The sequence below is a fragment of the Myroides fluvii genome (genome assembly GCF_009792295.1).
GTDB lineage: Bacteria > Bacteroidota > Bacteroidia > Flavobacteriales > Flavobacteriaceae > Flavobacterium > Flavobacterium fluvii_A.
The window spans coordinates 901,737-918,237 of sequence record NZ_CP039934.1; the positions used below are offsets into that span (position 1 = coordinate 901,737).

The following is a 16,501-nucleotide window of genomic DNA, read 5'->3' on the forward strand; positions in this document are numbered from 1 at the left end:
TTGAAATTTCTTTCAAAAGCCTTTTTTTTATTTAGTCACCTTAATGGTATGATACAGTTCTAGTGCTTTTCCGTCTGTCAGCATGGACACAAAATGACAAATACTCATCAAGCGCTCATATAAACTATCTGTTTCTAAAAGATAACGCTCAGGAAGCAACGTAAGAATCAATCCATCGTATTGATTGTCTTCTCCATAATAACGATTATTCGTTGCCGTAATAAAGCGCTCTAACAGGGTTTCAATCACTTGATAACCGATGATCTCCTTCTCAATGACTTCTTTGCTCTGATAGACGTTATTGATGCTTACCGCTAAGATATCCTTCATCTGCGCGATATAAGAACATTTCTCTGTCAAGGCAAACGGATAATCTCCTGCTAAAATCTTTTCTTCATTCTCAATAAACAAACGCGTTACATCATCAATTAAACTTCCAATAGCCAAAGCACGTAAATAACTCACGCGGTCTTCTTTGGAATTTAGCTGGGAGTACTTTTGTGTATTGATACTATTTTGTACAATCATGATTAAGAATTCTAGCGCGTGTTCTTCCGGAATCCAACCTAAATTAATTCCATCCTCAAAATCGGTAATGGTATAACAAATATCGTCGGCTGCTTCTACTAAATAAGCTAGAGGATGGCGGTAGAAAGCTGTTTCCACGCGATCGTCTTTCATGATCATACCCAATTCCGAAGCTACATCAATAAAAGCCTCTTTATCTCCTTGAAAGAATCCATATTTTTTATCTGAGATATCACGCGTCGGTTTTTTAGGTAAACTCTCTTTCGGATACTTCATAAATGCACCTAAGGTTGCATACGAAATACGCAATCCCCCTTCAATTCCAGGGCGCGATTTCGTCAAGATAGAAAACCCGTTGGCATTTCCTTCAAAATCAATCAAATCTTGCCATTCCTTTTCGGTCAATTTATCTTTGAAAACAAGCCCTTTTCCACGACTAAAAAAATCGCCAATTGCCCGTTCACCAGAATGTCCAAAAGGAGGGTTTCCGATGTCATGTGCTAGCGAAGCCGCTGCAACAATGGCACCGAAATCATTCACCGTATACCCGTATTCTTCCGCTAAATAGCTATATTTCTTTAAAAGTTTCTCGCCCACATTTCGACCTAAAGAACGACCTACCACGGAAACTTCTAAACTATGCGTTAACCTTGTGTGCACAAAGTCTGTTTTTGACAAAGGGATTACTTGTGTTTTATCTTGTAAACTGCGAAAAGGAGAAGAAAAGATAATGCGATCGTAATCTACTTCAAAACCGATTCTCGTTTGACTTTCATCTAAGCGATTTCGTACAAATGTGTCACCGTGCTTCTTTAAAGACAGCAACTTTTCCCATTTCATCATATATTCTATTCTTTTATTTCTTTACTAATTTTCCAATTCTAGTTGGCTTGTAATGATGTTGCTTTTTACCGTGCGATAAATATGCGTTTTAGCTTCTGCATACGAGATATCATATATGCGTTCTACACTTGCATATTCGGCAGGATAAGCGGCTAACATCTTATCGTAATATTTGTCCAAAGCCTCTTTTTCTGGAGCTGTATATTCCAACTTCAATTCAAAACGACGCACCAATGCCTCATCAATCATTTGAATTTGATTGGTTGCTGCAATTAATATAGACTTTTGAGGGAAATTATCAATGAGTTGTAAAATAGCATTAACTACGCGTTTCATTTCGCTATTATCCTTGTTGTCATAATCGCGAATTTGTCCAAGAGAATCAAATTCATCGAAAAATAAAACAGCACTTTCGTATTGAATTTCCTTAAATAAACTCTCGATGTTTTTTGCCGTTTCACCGAGTTTAGACGAAACAATCGTCGCCAAGTTTACAATAATCAGCTTTTTGTCTAACTGCTTAGCAATAGCCTTTGCTGTCATTGTTTTACCACAACCTGTTTTTCCGTATAAAAGGATTTTATTACTTACAGGCAGATTGTATTTCGTCAAGATTTCACGAAACTTATACTCCTTTAAAAACGATTCAATTTCACTTGCTACCGCTTCAGTAAATATAACGTCTTCTAGGCGCGTATCTGTTCGATCGATATAATACAAAGAACTCATCTCAAAAAATAGGATTTGAACATTATTAACTACAAATATAAGCTAAAAAAAACGTTACACTCTAACGAGTTCCTTTAAAAAGCAAAGGAAAAGCAATCCCTATTTAAACCGATTTAATACAGCTAAAATTTAGGTTTACGTCCGTGTTTATTGGGTAATTCTTCTCCTTTCAACAAAAGTAAAATCAACAAAAAAGCTATATTCAATAGTGGAATCAGCAATAATAAAGACAGTATACCGTGTCGATTAACATCGTGTAGTCGTCTAGCCGAACAAATAATTAACACATAAATTAATGCTGTACAGAAGAAAGAATAGGTTCCGTCATGTTCAAAATAGGGTTGATAAAAGAAGGCCGCTAAGAATAGTGTGGCTAAAAAAGCAACGCGCAAACCGAAATCCTTTCTTGAACTTCTACCTAGGGGAGCTAAGAATCCCATACTCCAATGCTGCGGATTTACATAGCGTACTTTATCGTTTAAATTGGCTTCAGTAAAATTCATATACACCCCATTATTCAGGTGAATACTGCGCTTGGTTACACTCGAACTATGCTGATTGGTCGCAGTCAATTCAAAAGACAAAGACTTAGCATCTAACTCTTTTACGCGGTAAATAACTTTTCCCTTTAACTCATCCATATAGCCTAAAGGATAAATTCGAATAACATCGGCTTGTTTACACTCCCAGCTAATCTCGATCAAATCCCCCATAAAGAAATAGGATTGATTACACGAAAAATGAAGAATTTCTGGTTGATAGTAATCTGTCGTTGTTTGTGTAGGTCTTGCTGTTTGTGTTTTTTCAGTTGCAGTGGTGGATTGAGATCGAAACAACGTTAGATCATAGGCTCTTCGCTCTGCTTCATTACCCAAGACTTCATACGCTTTAATAACGTCAAACAATTTATGTTGATAGGCGGTATTCCCTTGATTCATGTCCGGATGATATTGTTTAGACAATCGTCTGAACGCTTTTTTTATTTCTTCGGGACTAGCTGATGGGGTAACTTCTAAAATGGCATAATAGCTGCGCATATACTCATATACATTAAATACGGTGTCAAAATTGATTACTTGTTGTCTTGTACAAACAGCTAGTAAAAGAAAGGGTAATGTAGTGCAATAACAGCTTTTAACAAAACAAACTGCCTTTAAATTCACCTCTTCTAACTAATTTTTTATCCTTTTCACTTTTAGACATAAAAAAAGGAGACAATTTTGCATTATCTCCTTTGTTCTTCAACACCAAACGAATAGTTCTTGTATTCTATTCCTCATCCGCTAAGAAAAACTTCATCGATTTCATCGGATAAGCGGTTTTACTTTTTCCACTTGGGTTGGCAATTACAGTCTTGATGCTCACTAAATCACCTAATTTGAATTGAGCTTCTGTATATTGGTAATCTAGCAAGTAAGGTCCACAAAAATAATTTCCTTGTTCATCTTTCTCTATAATCCCTCTAAATATCCCTTTTTTTGTTTCTTTCGACATGGTCTTAATGTTTTAAGGCACAAAGATACAACAGAATGTGTCGTTAATCACAAAATGCTTTTGACAACTGTAAAAACAAAGTCATTCGCGGTCATCATTCATTTTATAGGCATAAAAAAACGACAACTAGTTCTAGTTGTCGTTTGATATATTAAAAGCGTATAGCTATTAAAGTTCTAATGCTTTTTTAGGATTGTTATCCATCAACAATTCAGTTGGATTTTCTAGTGCTTCTTTAATTGCAACTAAGAAACCTACTGATTCACGTCCGTCGATGATACGGTGGTCATACGACAACGCAACATACATCATTGGGTGGATTTCCACTTGACCATTTACAGCGATTGGACGCTCGATGATGTTGTGCATTCCCAAGATTCCTGATTGTGGAGGGTTAATGATTGGCGTAGATAACATTGATCCGAATACACCACCATTGGTGATTGTAAAAGTACCACCTGTCATTTCATCTACAGTAATTTGACCATCGCGCGCTCTTGTAGCTAAACGTTTAATTTCAGCTTCAACACCGCGGAAAGACAATAATTCAGCATTGCGCACCACTGGAACCATAAGTCCTTTAGGTCCAGAAACTGCAATTGAAATATCACAGAAGTCATATTTAATTTGCTCTTGTCCATCAATCATAGAGTTTACGTCTGGATACAAGGCTAAAGCACGAGTAACCGCTTTCGTAAAGAAAGACATAAATCCTAAACCAACGCCGTGTTTCGCTTTAAAAGCGTCTTTATATTCGCTTCTTAATTTGTTTACATTCGTTAAGTTAACCTCGTTGAACGTCGTTAACATCGCTGTTGTATTTTTAGCTTCAACCAAACGCTCTGCTACTTTACGACGTAACATTGACATTTTTTTGCGTTCCTCTCCTCTTGATCCACCAGTTGGGGTTCCCATTGAGTGTTTCGCGTTTAAAGCATCTTCTTTTGTGATTCTACCCTCTTTTCCTGTTCCAGAAACCGTAGCAGGATCAATATTTTTCTCATCTAATATTTTTTTGGCAGCTGGAGAAGCTGAACCTGTTGCATAAGTTGCTGCTGCAGGTGCTTGTACTGGCTCTGCCTTAGGAGCTTCCGCTTTTGGAGCTTCTGCTGCTGGCTTAGCTTCTGTAGAAGAACCTCCCGCTGGTTTTGCTGCGCTTGTATCGATTAAACAAACCACTTGACCTACCGCTACTGCGTCACCTTCTTCTGCTTTTAAAGTAATGATTCCGCTTGCTTCAGCAGGCAATTCTAATGTTGCTTTATCTGAATCAACCTCAGCAATTGCTTGGTCTTTCTCAACATAGTCTCCATCTTTTACCAACCAAGTTGCAATTTCAACCTCTGTAATTGATTCACCTGGTGAAGGAACTTTCATTTCTAAGATGCTCATCGTATATTCTTTAATTAAATATTGTTATGTAAAAATACTCTTTTTTTATTATAAGTTCTTATTAAAAACTTTTTCAATTGCATAAGCAAAACGCTTTTTAGAGCGTGTTGAACTTCCTGAAGCTGGCGCACTATACGCTTTATTTCCTGCATAACGCAATGGTTTTTCTTCAAAGTTCATCAAAATATAACCATAAGCTCCCATGTTCTTCGGTTCTTCTTGTGCCCATACAAAGTCATCCGCATTTGGATAAGAAGCGATTATCGCTTTGATTTGCTCTACTGGTAGAGGGAATAATTGTTCTAAACGCACAAATGCAATGTCGTCTCGTCCTAATTCTTCTCTCTTCGCTACTAAATCGTAGTAGAATTTACCCGAACAGAATACCAATGACTTCACTTTTGCTTTATCTACACCTGCGTCGTCAATTACATATTGGAATTTTCCGTCTGTCAATTCGCTGACGGTTGAAGTTGCCATTGGATGTCTCAACAAACTCTTTGGCGACATCACGATTAATGGTTTTCTAAAATCAGTAACCATCTGTCTACGCATCAAGTGGAAGAAGTTGGCTGGAGTTGTACAGTTTGCCACGTACATATTGTGTTCTGAACACAATTGTAAATAACGCTCTAAACGCGCTGAAGAGTGCTCTGCCCCTTGGTTTTCATATCCATGAGGTAACAACATCACCAAACCGTTTTGACTGTTCCATTTATCTTCTGCAGCAGAGATGTATTGGTCCATCATAATTTGAGCTCCATTGGAGAAATCCCCAAATTGAGCTTCCCAAATGGTCAAGGTATTTGGATTTGTCAAAGCATATCCATATTCGAATCCTAAAACAGCATACTCAGACAACAAAGAGTTAAAAATTCTCATTTGTCCTTTTTGGTCTTTCAAGTGATTCAATAAAACAATTAGTTCTTCTGTATCTTCTGTTTTAACAACAGCATGACGATGAGAGAATGTACCACGCTCCACATCTTGTCCTGACATACGCACATCATATCCCTCAGAGATCAATGATCCGTAAGCCAACAATTCACCCATTGCCCAGTCTAATTTGTCATTTTCAAAGAACATGGCTTTGCGGTCTCCAATTAGACGTTTTACCTTGCTAATGAATTTCTTATCTGCAGGAAGTTCTGTAATTACCTCAGCGATATCCGTCAATACTTGTTTAGACACTTTCGTATCATAATCAACAACCATTGCTTTTTCATCTACGGTTCTGAAGTTCTTCCAGTTTTCTTGCATGAACGTTCTGATTTTAGCAAATTCATTCTCACGTGACATTTGCAAATCTTGTTCTAATACATCTTTATATTGTTGTTCTAGGTCTTTCACGAAGCTTTCATCTACAATTTTGTCATCTAACAATCTTGCGTTATAGATATTTCTTGCATTTGGATGCTTAGCGATTAACTTATATAATAAAGGTTGCGTGAATTTTGGTTCATCTCCCTCGTTGTGTCCATATTTACGGTACCCTACTAAATCGATGAATACATCTCTACCGAAAGTCATACGATATTCTAAAGCGAACAAGAAAGCGCGTACAGCAGCCTCTGTATCATCTGCATTTACGTGTAATACAGGAGAAGCTGTAACCTTAGCGATATCCGTAGAATACGTAGAAGAACGTCCATCCGTGAAGTTTGTTGTAAATCCAACTTGGTTGTTTAGCACTACGTGGATTGTCCCTTCAGTTTTGTATCCTCTTAGTTGTGCCATTTGCACGATTTCATATACAATTCCCTGTCCAGAAATAGCAGCATCTCCGTGTAAAGCGATTGGCAATACTTTAGAAGGTTGATTGGTATAAACGGTATCTTGTTTTGCTCTTGCGATTCCTTCGATTACTGCACCAACCGTCTCTAAGTGAGAAGGGTTTGGCGTTAAGTTTACGTGAATATCTTTTCCCGAGCGCGTTTTACGTGTCGAGCTTAACCCCAAGTGGTATTTAACATCCCCGTCGAATCCTTCTACCGTATCGTAGTCTTTTCCGTCAAATTCAGAGAAGATTTCTTGGGTTGGTTTTTTGAATACGTTTGCCAAAACGTTCAAACGACCTCTGTGAGCCATACCCACTACAATTTCCTCTACTCCTTTTACAGCAGCAGCTTCAATTAAAAAGTCCATCGCAGGAATAGCTGCTTCTAACCCCTCTAGGGAGAAACGCTTTTGTCCTACATATTTAGTATTCAAGAAGTTCTCAAAAGAAACGGCCTCAATTAATTTGTGAAGGATTTCCTTTTTTTCTTCTGAATCAAATTTTGCTTCTGGGATTTCGAAGTGATCTTGGATCCAATTCACCTCTTTTTCGTCTGTGATATATTTGAATTCAATACCTAAAGTTGCACAGTAAATTTTTTCTAATTGGGCAACGATTTGCGCTAAAGTAGATGCGGGTAATTGAATTGCTTTTGCTGCGTCAAAGGTTGTATTTAAATCAGCAGCGGATAAACCGAATTTCTCTAAACTTAAATCTGGGTGAACAACTCTTCTTTCTCTAAGCGGGTTTGTTTTAGTCAATAAGTGTCCGTAAGTCCTGTAGCCATCGATTAATTTCAATACCGCCAACTCCTTTGTAATTTGGCTTATATCTGCTGAATCACCTGTTTTTGAACCACTTGTTGGGGATGAAACATAAGTTACTTTCTCAACTGTGCCATCATTAAATTCATTTGCAAAATCGAAACCTTGAAAGAAGGCTCTCCAACTTGGTTCTACGCTATCTGGATTTTCTAAATATTGATCATACAAATCTGCAAAAAATGCAGTGTGTGCCGCGTTTAAAAAGGAAAATCTATCCATAATTTTCGTCTAAAGACCTATTGATTAAATATTATATATACAAAAATACAACTCTTTGATTACAAAAGTATAAACTTTTTCTTATTTTTATCTCACAACAATTTCATAAAACAGCTATGAGAAGATTTTATGTCAAAAAAACGAGTGTTTTATTCGTTTTTTCATTTTTTTTATTGTCCAATTTTTCACTTTTTGCACAACAAAACCGAAATAACTCCGAAAATTACGATTCTGTCAAAAAATGGAGATTTGGTGGGGGCTTCGGTTTAGGCTTTGGCAACGGGTACACCGATGTGATGTTAGCGCCGAGTGCGCTGTATGAAGTGAACCCTTATTTAAATCTAGGAGTGGGTTTACAAGGGAGTTACATCAACAGCAAGAATCGTTCTTTTTACTACAGTAGTGTAAAAGAATACCAATCTTGGATTTATGGGGGAAGCTTGATTGCCTTGTCCAACCCCATTCCTCAATTGCAATTATCCATCGAACTAGAGCAATTGCGCGTCAACAACACTTATACGTATAAGGAAAACCTTCATAAGCTAGATGCCAACTTCTGGAATACTGCTTTGTTTTTAGGTGCAGGATACAGCAGTGGGCCTGCCACGATAGGAGTCCGATACAACGTATTATACCGCGAAAAAGACATGGTATACGGAAGTGCTTTTATGCCGTTCATCCGCATCTATTTCTAAAACCACCCTTTATAAGGTACAAAAAAAGAGCCGATTCTACAAATCGGCTCTTTTTTGTTTATATTTTTCTATTCTTTTGCTAAACTTGTTCGGAAGTAAACCTTTTGAAATTCGCGTTTGACAATCAAATACGTCAATTGTTGAAAGTAAGTAAACACATCCCCTTCTTCTATTGCTCGAATGTCGTTCTCTGCTACATCAATGCGATAGAGCAACATTGACAACTTCGCCGGTGTTCGAGAAGCAATATGCTCCAATACTTCCTGAAGCTGTTGTACTAATTCGAGAGGAGTGGAAGCAGGAAATGCCAAATCCTCCTCTACGCTCATTCTAAAGTCACGTTCTATTTGCTGAACCAATAGTTCAAACAAATGCTGTTGTTCCTTTAATTGATTTTCGAGATACGTTACGGCTACTTCCATTTCAATTACATTTGTCTATTCATTAATTCTTTACTGAACACGCGAAGTAATTCTTTTTTATCTTCTTCGATGGCTAAGATTTCCAAAATCTTCAACGCCTCTTCCGTATATTGTTCAATCAACTGTAAGGATGCTTGTTGAGCTCCTGTTTGAACGAACAATTCTTTTACGCGCGCGATTTTTTGTTCTTCGTCTGCACAGTCTACTGTAGCATAAAAGCGAGTTAACTCTTCTTTTTGCGCTGGATTGGCTTGCTCCAACGATTTTAAATATAAAAACGTCTTTTTATTCTCTAGAATATCTCCTCCAATGCGCTTGCCAAACGTCGCTTCATCTCCAAAAGCATCCAGGTGATCATCTAACAATTGGAAGGCAATGCCCAAATTCAACCCGAAATTGTAAATCTGATTGGCATTTTCTGCTGTTGTTTTTGCTACGATAGCTCCCATTTTTAGTGCTGCCGCAACCAAAACCGCCGTTTTGTATTCAATCATTTTGATGTACTGCTCAATTTTTACATCTGAGCGATCTTCAAAACAGATATCGTATTGTTGTCCTTCGCATACTTGAATTGCCGTTTTGCTAAACAACTTCGCCAAATCTCTAAAGATCACAGGCTCGTAATACTCAAAATATTGGTACGCTAAAATCAACATCGCATCACCCGAGAGAATAGCCGTGTTAATATTCCACTTCTCGTGTACCGTTTGATGCCCTCTACGCAAAGAAGCATCATCCATAATATCATCGTGCATCAACGAAAAGTTGTGAAACAACTCAATCGCCGTTGCTGCATAAATCGCTTTTTTCGGATCTTCGTTAAAAACATCCGCAGCCATCAACGTTAAAACCGGTCTGATTTGCTTTCCTCCTAAAGAAAGAATATAGGAAATAGGCTCATAAAGTTCGATGGGTTGACCATCTAATTGAATGGAATTAAGATAATCGGCGATCTGTTCTTTGTATTTTGCTATGGATTGCATGTTCAAAAAAATTTTGGTAAAAATACGCGTTTTTCAAAGACTTTTCGTTTCTGTACGCCATTCTACCTTTTGATTGCCGCAAATATCCTAAAAATAGATTAGTTATCCACTAGTTTTTCGCGAAAAACACGACCTTCCGCCCAACTCTCTTCCTTCTTCATCTTCAAGCGCTTTTCCCCGCTGGAAAATAAACCTCAAATCCCCTTTCTATCGCTGGAAACTTTTTGAAGCGTTAAAGTTTTCTTAATCTAAATGGAAACTTTAAAACGATATAAGTTTCCTAATTATATTTGCCCGACTAAAAAGAGATACATGGAAACTTTAATACTCGAAAAGGCTACTCATTTGTTTTTATCTCAAGGATTTAAAAGCATTACAATGGACGATATAGCCGCTGAATTATCTATATCAAAAAAAACAATATACCAACACTACGCTTCCAAACCGGAACTCATTGAAAAGAGCTTGGCTTACATCAACGAGAAGTTCTTGAAGTCGCTAGAAGCCGTTATTGCTCAAAACAGACCAGCAGTTGCAGAAATCATAACCGCTCACAACAATATGAATGAGGTCTTCGCTATAGAGACATCGGTTTGTTTGTATCAATTAAACAAATACTATCCGAAGATTGCACAGAAGCAAAAGATTTTTCACAAGAAAAAGTACGTAGGCATCATTGAGCGCAACTTAGAGAAGGGGATAAAAGAAGGGGTGTTTCGCGCTAACTTGGATGTTGAATTTACTGCTCGTCTACACATCGCTTCCGTAGTATTACTAGACGATCACGATTACTTTGAACCAGCCGAGTATACCCATATGCAGTTACATACGTTACACTTGGAGCACCACATACGAAGCATTACAACAGAAAAAGGATTGAAACAATACCTAGAATTAAAAGAAAGTATTAAAAATGAATAAGACCTTACTAACCTTATACAGTCTATTTGTTTCTTGCGCACTCTGGGCACAGGAACCGTTGAGTTTAAAAGAGGCATTACAATATGCTCTAGAGCACAAAGCCGAAGCTAGACAAGCAACGTTAGATATCACCAATAGTGACTATCAAATTCAGGAAGTGAAGGCCAATGCACTTCCTCATTTAAACGTAGAGGCCAATATTGCCAACAACGTCAAAATTCAGGAAATGCCGTTAACGTTAGGCGGACAAACGCAGATGATTCCCTTCAATTTAAAGTGGAACTCTCAAGTAACTGCTACGGCCTCTCAAATCTTGTTTAATCAAGCGGTATTTATGGGGTTAAAGGCTGCGCGTTCAGCGAAAGAGTTTTACATCATCAACAAAGAGCTAACGGATGAGCAAATCATAGAAAAAGTGGCTTCTACTTACTATCAAGTATTTCAGTCTAAAGCGATGTTGAAAACCCTTGAAACTACGATTAGCAGTACAACGCGCATGAAAGATATTATTGAGGATTTACACCGCAATGGCTTAGCGACCCAAATCGATTTAGACCGCACAAGAGTGAGTTTAAGCAATTTAAAAGCCAATAGACAGCAGATCATCAATGCCGTTGATTTACAAGAAAATGCTTTAAAGTTTTTCATGGGAATGGATTTACAAACTGCCATTCAATTGCCTGAAAACACCTTTACCATAGATGAGAGTACTATTCTTGCGGAAAATAAGATTGATGCTCGAACGGAAGTTCACCTATTAGAAAAGCAAAAAGAGTTATTAGCCTATAAACTCAAGTCAATTCAGGCCGATTACTATCCTTCACTAGCCGCTTTTGGAACCTTTGGTTATCAAGGCATGGGAGATAAATTCCCCTGGGGCAATAAACCGAGTGATGGCGTATTCTGGACGAGCGCTTCAGCCGTGGGGATTTCACTAAAACTACCCATCTTTAACGGTTTTGAAACGAGATCAAGAGCCAGACAAGCGAAAATAGACCTTGAAAAAATAGACGTACAACTGGAAGATACGAAACAGGCCTTGGCTTTAGATTTTTCCAACGCACAAAAATCCATTGAAAATGCTTTAATCACCATTAACATTCAAAAGGAAAATGTGGAATTAGCTCAAAGTATTTTGACGAATATGCAAAACAATTACAAACACGGATTAGCTTCTTTAACTGATTTGCTCAATGCAGAAAATGCGTATACCGAAGCTGAGAACAATTATACCACTGCCTTACTTGATTTTAAACTCGCAGAAATTCAAATTGTCAAATCACAAGGAGCGCTGAAAACCTTACTTAACTAATTCGCTTTCAAATTTCAAACAAGCATGAAAAAAATAATAACAACCTTAGTTCTCGTTGCCTTGCTAGGTGGAACTATCTATATATTAAACCGCAACAAAACCAATAACGACGCAGAAACAGCAATTGTAGCAGAACAAGATGCAACGATTACCGTTCGCGTTGAAAAAGCAAGTGTACGCGTTGTTGACGCTACTTATAAGGCGAATGGCAACTTTGTGCCTTACCAAGAAGTAACCTTAGCGGCAGAGACACCAGGTCGCGTAGCTAAATTACTAGTTGACGAAGGAGCACAAGTGCGTAAAGGCCAAGTTTTGGCTTGGGTTAATAGCGATCAAATTAGCGTACAAGTGCGCAATGCAGAGGCAGCTTATGCAACAGCCAAAGCTGATGCAGCTCGTTTTGAAAGCGCTTATACCACAGGAGGAGTAACCAAACAACAATTGGATCAGGTAAAACTAATGGTCCAAAATGCGGAAGCGAATTTAAAATCGGCCCAAATTACAGCTGGCGATGCCCATATCAAAGCTCCAATAGACGGCATTATAAACAAGAAACACGTAGAACAAGGGAGTTTTGTTGCTCCTGGTGCTCCCATTTTTGATTTAGTGAATGTCAATCAGCTCAAATTGAGAGTCAATGTAGATGAAAGTCACGTTGCGAATCTAAAAGAGGGGGATCTTATTGAGGTGAAAGCAAGTGTTTTCCCGAATGATCGCTTTGAGGGTAAGGTAACGTTCATCGCTCCTAAGGCTGATGTTGCTTTAAATTATCCCGTTGATTTACTTTTAACCAACAACAAAGACAATAAGCTGCGCGCAGGAATGTATGGTTCTGCTTACTTTGATGCGGATCAAAATCAAGACACTCCCCTACTTCTTGTGCCGCGTAATGCTTTTGTTGGAAGTGTAAACTCTAATCTTATCTATCGCGTTATCGACAACAAAGCAGTAGCTACCCAAGTAGTATCTGGCAGAAATCTAGGTGATTTTGTTGAAATCCTCGACGGATTAAAAGAAGGAGAAACGGTAATTACCTCTGGGCAAATCAACCTAACAGACCAAGCCCCTGTTTCTATTATTAAATAACGGCCTAAAGAAAGGATTGACATATGAAAATAGCCGAAATATCCATCAAACGTCCGAGCATTATCATTGTGCTATTCATTGCACTTTTACTCGGAGGTATATTTAGTTATAAAAACCTGAGTTATGAACTTATTCCCAAGTTCGAAGTAAACGTGATTACAGTAGCAACTGTCTATCCAGGAGCTTCCCCTTCGGAAATTGAAAATACCGTAACCAAAAAGATTGAAGATGCTGTTGCTTCTTTGGAGAATGTAAAAAAAGTAGAAGCCTTATCTTTTGAGAGCTTGTCAACTGTCATGATTTATTTGACTTCAGAAGCCAATGTAGATCTCTCGTTGAACGATGCACAGCGCAAGATTAATGCTATCCTCAAAGATTTACCCAAAGACGTTGACCCGCCTTCTTTACAGAAATATTCCCTCAGTGACTTGCCGATCATGACCTTGAGCGTGACGAGTAACTTAACGGAAAAGGAGCTCTACGATTTATTAGACAAGAAGATTCAACCGATCTTCTCTCGTGTAGCGGGAGTAGCGAAAGTAGAATTGGTGGGTGGAGAAGAACGAGAGATTCAAGTTTTACTCGATCCCAAGAAAATTGAAGCTTATGGTTTGAGCGTACCCCTGGTGCAACAAGCCGTATTGAGTTCCAACTTAGACTTCCCTACGGGAAGTGTAAAATCGGGAGATAAACAAACCCTCATTCGCTTAGCGGGAAAATACAAGAATATTGAAGAGATGCGAAACTTAGTTATTGCATCCCAAGGAGGAATAGACATCCGATTAAGCGATATTGCCGATGTACAAGATGGCATCAAAGAAGTGGAGAAAATTGCGCGTTTAAATCAGCAATCGACTATTTTGATGCAAGTAATCAAGCAATCAGATGCCAATGCAGTAACAGTAAGTGAATTGACACAACAATCCATTGCTGAAGTAGAAACAAACTACGCCGATATCCAATTAAACATTAAAACGGCCAATGATTCTTCTCAATTTACTTTAGAAGCAGCCAATGCCGTTATGTTTGACTTGTTCTTGGCCATCGTCCTTGTGGCTTTTGTGATGTTGTTTTTCTTACACAGTTTTAGAAATGCCCTGATTGTAATGGTTGCGATTCCGCTTTCGTTAGTAGCGACCTTTATAGGAATTTACCTGTTGGGGTATTCGTTAAACCTATTGAGTTTACTAGCCCTTTCACTGGTTGTTGGTATTTTGGTGGACGATGCCATTGTGGTAATTGAGAACATTCACCGCCACATGGAGATGGGTAAAAACAAGGTTCGCGCTTCCTTTGATGGGGCGAAAGAAATTGGATTCACCGTAACGGCCATTACCTTAGTTATTGTTGTCGTATTCTTACCTATTGCCATGTCTTCTGGCTTAGTGCCGAATATCATCAAGCAATTCTGTGTAACAGTAATCATTGCAACGATGTTGTCATTGTTGGTTTCCTTTACGATTGTTCCTTGGTTATTCTCGAGATATGGGAAAATTGAAGTCATCAAGCCAACCTCTTTCTTTGGAAAGATATTACACGGATTTGAAAAAGGATTAACTTCATTTACACACAGTATTTCTGGTTTATTGGTTTGGTCTTTACATTCAACACAAAATACAATTACTGTTCTCTTTATTGTAGCGTTAGCCTTCTTTGGATCTTTAGGTCTCCCTTCGTTGGGGTATATTGGAGGAGAATTTTTCCCTAAAACCGATAAAGGAGAATTTTTAGTTCAGTTAGAATTAGACAAAGATGCTTCTGTACAGCAGACGAATCTCGTGACCCAAAAAGCAGAGGCCTTCTTGCGTACCAAACCAGAAGTCGTGGATATGATTACTACCGTTGGGCAATCTTCCGAAGGATACGGAGGAAGTCAAGCGACCAAATACAAATCGGAGATTCACGTAATCTTAACGGACAAGAAGGAAAGAAGCGAAAGTTCATTTGTCTATGCGGCAAAATTGAAAAAAGAACTAGCTCCCTTGATGGTAGGGGTAAAAGTAAAAACAGTTCCTGTGGGATTAATTGGTGCTGAAGAAGCCCCATTAGCCTTGACAATTACAGGTTCTAATTTAGATGATGCGATGGAGTTTGCCATTCAGGCCAAAGATTTGTTGGATCAGATTCCAGGAACAATGGAAACGAAGTTAACTACAGAAACCGGAAGTCCAGAGATCAATGTCCAAGTCGATCGCGATAAAATGGCAGCCCTTGGTTTAGATATGTACACCGTGGGGATGACTATGCAAACCGCATTTAACGGAAACACGGATGGAAAATACCGAGCGGGAGAATACGAATACGATATCAACATTCGCTTCCAGGAATATGCGAGAACCACGATTGACGATGTAAAAACCATCAACTTCAAAAACAACCAAGGTCAAGATGTGAAATTAGAACAATTTGCTACGGTTAGCTATAGTTCAGGCCCCTCTATTTTAGAGCGCAGAGACAAGAGTCCGTCAGTAACCATTAAATCCCAAACCATTGGGCGTTCCCCTGGAGATATTGCCAATGATTGGTTGCCTCAATTTGATCAGTTAACCTTAAAACCAGGAGTAAAATACCAATGGACCGGAACAATGGAAGATCAAGAAGAAGGTTTTGGTACTTTGGGAATTGCCTTGCTTGCGGCTATTATTTTAGTATATCTGGTAATGGTTGCACTTTATGACAGTTTTTCTAAGCCGTTCATCGTTATCTTCTCTGTGCCTTTGTCCTTTATTGGCGCTTTATTAGCCTTGGCCATCGCCAATATTTCCTTAAACATTTTTACCATTTTAGGGATTATCATGCTGATTGGTCTAGTGTGTAAGAATGCCATTTTGCTGGTGGACTTTGCCAACCACAGAGTCGAAGCGGGTGATAGTGTACACGACGCCTTAATTGCGGCAAACCACGCGCGTTTACGTCCAATTTTAATGACGACAATTGCCATGGTTATCGGTATGGTACCGATTGCATTAGCCGATGGCGCAGGAGCAGAAATGAACAACGGATTAGCTGTGGTTATCATTGGTGGATTACTGTCTTCCTTGCTGCTCACCCTAGTTATCGTGCCAATCATCTACTCTATTTTCGATAAAATAGGCAAGCGATTTGGCAAAAAAGAAAAGCTAGATTATCAAGCAGAAATGGAAGCGGACTATGAGCCTAACCATCATTTTGTAGATCATCACTAGGCGCACATCCTCGTTGATCTAGATAAAACGAAATACAAATAGAGTAGAAAAGTAAATTTTCTACTCTATTTTTTTCTTAGAACTCCTCTTG

General features: G+C 38.5%; 13 protein-coding genes. 5 read left to right on the top strand and 8 right to left on the bottom strand.

The window, feature by feature from the left end:
- Positions 1-27: 27 nt before the first annotated feature.
- The 6 genes from dgt to FBR08_RS04195 all read right to left on the bottom strand — a co-directional run bounded on the left by dgt (position 28) and on the right by FBR08_RS04195 (position 7,806).
- A complete protein-coding gene (dgt, locus tag FBR08_RS04170) occupies positions 28-1,371 on the bottom strand; it encodes a dGTP triphosphohydrolase (protein WP_158961554.1) in 1,344 nt (447 codons plus the stop codon).
- Between the two features lie 24 nt (positions 1,372-1,395).
- Complete coding sequence (locus FBR08_RS04175) at positions 1,396-2,100, bottom strand: AAA family ATPase (protein ID WP_158961555.1); 705 nt, start codon at positions 2,098-2,100, stop codon at positions 1,396-1,398.
- A 122-nt stretch (positions 2,101-2,222) separates the two neighbouring features.
- Positions 2,223-3,137, bottom strand: a complete 915-nt coding sequence (locus tag FBR08_RS04180; RefSeq protein WP_158961556.1) for a DnaJ domain-containing protein — start codon at positions 3,135-3,137, stop codon at positions 2,223-2,225.
- 232 nt (positions 3,138-3,369) lie between these two features.
- Positions 3,370-3,594 carry a hypothetical protein gene (locus FBR08_RS04185; RefSeq protein ID WP_158961557.1) on the bottom strand — a complete coding sequence of 75 codons (225 nt, stop codon included), beginning with the start codon at positions 3,592-3,594 and terminating at the stop codon, positions 3,370-3,372.
- Between the two features lie 168 nt (positions 3,595-3,762).
- Positions 3,763-4,986 carry a 2-oxoglutarate dehydrogenase complex dihydrolipoyllysine-residue succinyltransferase gene (odhB, locus tag FBR08_RS04190; protein WP_158961558.1) on the bottom strand — a complete coding sequence of 408 codons (1,224 nt, stop codon included), beginning with the start codon at positions 4,984-4,986 and terminating at the stop codon, positions 3,763-3,765.
- A gap of 48 nt (positions 4,987-5,034) precedes the next feature.
- Positions 5,035-7,806 (bottom strand): 2-oxoglutarate dehydrogenase E1 component, encoded by a 2,772-nt coding sequence (locus FBR08_RS04195; protein WP_158961559.1) that lies wholly within the window; start codon positions 7,804-7,806, stop codon positions 5,035-5,037.
- Between the two features lie 116 nt (positions 7,807-7,922).
- Between FBR08_RS04195 and FBR08_RS04200 the strand changes: the two genes are divergently transcribed.
- Entirely contained in the window at positions 7,923-8,501 is a 579-nt protein-coding gene (locus tag FBR08_RS04200) for a hypothetical protein (RefSeq protein WP_158961560.1), read from the top strand.
- A 68-nt stretch (positions 8,502-8,569) separates the two neighbouring features.
- On the opposite strand, the gene FBR08_RS04205 is transcribed toward FBR08_RS04200, so the two are convergent.
- Together FBR08_RS04205 and FBR08_RS04210 are read right to left on the bottom strand one after the other, a co-directional pair.
- A complete protein-coding gene (locus tag FBR08_RS04205; protein ID WP_158961561.1) occupies positions 8,570-8,923 on the bottom strand; it encodes a hypothetical protein in 354 nt (117 codons plus the stop codon).
- Positions 8,924-8,928: 5 nt separating this feature from the next.
- Entirely contained in the window at positions 8,929-9,906 is a 978-nt protein-coding gene (locus FBR08_RS04210) for a polyprenyl synthetase family protein (protein ID WP_158961562.1), read from the bottom strand.
- Between the two features lie 312 nt (positions 9,907-10,218).
- Between FBR08_RS04210 and FBR08_RS04215 the strand changes: the two genes are divergently transcribed.
- Genes FBR08_RS04215 through FBR08_RS04230 form a run of 4 tightly spaced genes read left to right on the top strand, consistent with a single transcriptional unit; the run spans position 10,219 to position 16,410 of the window.
- On the top strand, positions 10,219-10,827 hold the full coding sequence (locus FBR08_RS04215) for a TetR/AcrR family transcriptional regulator (RefSeq protein WP_158961563.1): 609 nt from the start codon (positions 10,219-10,221) through the stop codon (positions 10,825-10,827).
- Positions 10,820-12,139, top strand: a complete 1,320-nt coding sequence (locus FBR08_RS04220) for a TolC family protein (protein ID WP_158961564.1) — start codon at positions 10,820-10,822, stop codon at positions 12,137-12,139. The genes FBR08_RS04215 and FBR08_RS04220 overlap by 8 nt, the downstream gene beginning before the upstream one ends.
- 24 nt (positions 12,140-12,163) lie before the next feature.
- Positions 12,164-13,225, top strand: a complete 1,062-nt coding sequence (locus FBR08_RS04225; RefSeq protein ID WP_158961565.1) for an efflux RND transporter periplasmic adaptor subunit — start codon at positions 12,164-12,166, stop codon at positions 13,223-13,225.
- Between the two features lie 23 nt (positions 13,226-13,248).
- Positions 13,249-16,410: an efflux RND transporter permease subunit gene (locus tag FBR08_RS04230; protein WP_158961566.1), complete on the top strand. Its 3,162-nt coding sequence runs from the start codon at positions 13,249-13,251 to the stop codon at positions 16,408-16,410.
- Positions 16,411-16,501: the final 91 nt, after the last annotated feature.

Bases quoted from the DNA above. Each gene is read 5' to 3' on its own strand.
- dgt (WP_158961554.1), bottom strand. From the start codon at position 1,371: ATGATGAAATGGGAAAAGTTGCTGTCTTTAAAGAAGCACGGTGACACA.
- FBR08_RS04175 (WP_158961555.1), bottom strand. From the start codon at position 2,100: ATGAGTTCTTTGTATTATATCGATCGAACAGATACGCGCCTAGAAGAC.
- FBR08_RS04180 (WP_158961556.1), bottom strand. From the start codon at position 3,137: ATGCGCAGCTATTATGCCATTTTAGAAGTTACCCCATCAGCTAGTCCC.
- FBR08_RS04185 (WP_158961557.1), bottom strand. From the start codon at position 3,594: ATGTCGAAAGAAACAAAAAAAGGGATATTTAGAGGGATTATAGAGAAA.
- odhB (WP_158961558.1), bottom strand. From the start codon at position 4,986: ATGAGCATCTTAGAAATGAAAGTTCCTTCACCAGGTGAATCAATTACA.
- FBR08_RS04195 (WP_158961559.1), bottom strand. From the start codon at position 7,806: ATGGATAGATTTTCCTTTTTAAACGCGGCACACACTGCATTTTTTGCA.
- FBR08_RS04200 (WP_158961560.1), top strand. From the start codon at position 7,923: ATGAGAAGATTTTATGTCAAAAAAACGAGTGTTTTATTCGTTTTTTCA.
- FBR08_RS04205 (WP_158961561.1), bottom strand. From the start codon at position 8,923: ATGGAAGTAGCCGTAACGTATCTCGAAAATCAATTAAAGGAACAACAG.
- FBR08_RS04210 (WP_158961562.1), bottom strand. From the start codon at position 9,906: ATGCAATCCATAGCAAAATACAAAGAACAGATCGCCGATTATCTTAAT.
- FBR08_RS04215 (WP_158961563.1), top strand. From the start codon at position 10,219: ATGGAAACTTTAATACTCGAAAAGGCTACTCATTTGTTTTTATCTCAA.
- FBR08_RS04220 (WP_158961564.1), top strand. From the start codon at position 10,820: ATGAATAAGACCTTACTAACCTTATACAGTCTATTTGTTTCTTGCGCA.
- FBR08_RS04225 (WP_158961565.1), top strand. From the start codon at position 12,164: ATGAAAAAAATAATAACAACCTTAGTTCTCGTTGCCTTGCTAGGTGGA.
- FBR08_RS04230 (WP_158961566.1), top strand. From the start codon at position 13,249: ATGAAAATAGCCGAAATATCCATCAAACGTCCGAGCATTATCATTGTG.